The following is a 1,284-nucleotide window of genomic DNA, read 5'->3' on the forward strand; positions in this document are numbered from 1 at the left end:
GGGGCGGACCTCCTCAAGCGCGATCGACGTGCGGCCGACGCGCGTGTTCGTTGCTCAACTCATGACCGCGCCCGGCTCAGCCGCTGCACCTTTGCGGCGTTCCAAGCGTCGATGTCGTGCTGATCGGCGGACGGATCGCCGACGTAGGTCGTGCCGTCGCGCCACATCGCGTGCATGATCACCGCGAGCTTGCGGGCGACCGCCACGCGGGCCTTCGCATGGCACTTGGTCTTCGCCAGTTTCAGCCCCCAGCTCTTCACCAAGTCGGCGCCCTTGAAGCGCGTCAGCATCGCCGAGGCCGCCTCGTAGAGCGCGCGGCGCACGTCCGGGTCGCCCGCCTTGCTGATGCGCCCCTTGACGTCGATCGACGTGCCCGATTGCCATCGCTTGGACGTCAGACCAAAGTAGGCGGCGACGTTGCGCGAGCGCCGGAAACGCGTCGGATCCTCAATCGCGCTGCTGAAGTGAAGCGCGGTGATCGGCCCCACGCCGGGGATCGCCATGAACCGGCGGCACAGCTCGTCGCGCATCGCGAGCTGCGTCGCCAGCTTGTGGAGTGCGAGATACTCGACCCACAATGCATGACGGGCGCGCAACATGCAGTCCATCAGCCCGGCGGTCATCGGATCGTCGGCGACCGCCTCGCGGACTGCATTCTCCATGCCGCCCCGACCGACCTTGCCGAGCCGGATGCCGAACGCCTTCAACGAGTGGCGGATGGTGTTTTCAATGTCGAGGAACTTGCGCTTCAGGTTGCGGCGCTGGGTCAGCAGCAGCCGCATCCGGTAGCTTGCCTCGGTCTTGATGTGCGCCTGTCGGAACCAGCCCGTACGCATGAGATGCGCGATGCCGAGCGCGTCGGACGCGTCGGTCTTGTTGCGCTGCGCCCCCATCGATGCACGCACATGACGCGTCTCCAGGCAGACCACCGGCACGCCGATCGCTTTCAATTCGGGATGCAGCCACGGCGACAGCGCGCCCGCCTCATGGCCGACGCGCTTCATCGTCGCCGACCAGGGCTCCAGGACCTTGGCGATCGCCGCCGGGTCGGTCGGCACCGCTGCCCGGCATAGCACCTCGCCATGCTCATCGACGACGCAGATCGCCGTCTCGTCGATCGACACGTCCAGTCCCGCAAAGCTGTTCATCGCATTTCTCCCGCGCTTCCGTTTCGGTGCGCGCGAGGTTGCGACTGCGACGCCCCCGTCGCAAGCCGCGAGCGCGTCGGCGGCAGGCCAGGAACAGGTCAAAGTGTCGGCGAAGTCCTGCCCAAATACGGCGGCA

Annotated in this window: 1 protein-coding gene; it reads right to left on the reverse strand. The window is 67.1% G+C overall.

The genetic code is table 11. The features are described from left to right. Positions 1-59: 59 nt before the first annotated feature. The gene (locus GGQ98_RS18080; RefSeq protein WP_184072068.1) at positions 60-1,148 is read right to left on the reverse strand and encodes an IS110 family RNA-guided transposase; all 1,089 of its coding nucleotides are present in this window, start codon (positions 1,146-1,148) and stop codon (positions 60-62) included. Between the last annotated feature and the right edge of the window lie 136 nt (positions 1,149-1,284).

Source organism: Sphingosinicella soli, from assembly GCF_014199685.1.
GTDB classification, from domain to species: Bacteria; Pseudomonadota; Alphaproteobacteria; order Sphingomonadales; family Sphingomonadaceae; genus Sphingosinicella; species Sphingosinicella soli.

Bases quoted from the DNA above. Each gene is read 5' to 3' on its own strand.
- GGQ98_RS18080 (WP_184072068.1), bottom strand. From the start codon at position 1,148: ATGAACAGCTTTGCGGGACTGGACGTGTCGATCGACGAGACGGCGATC.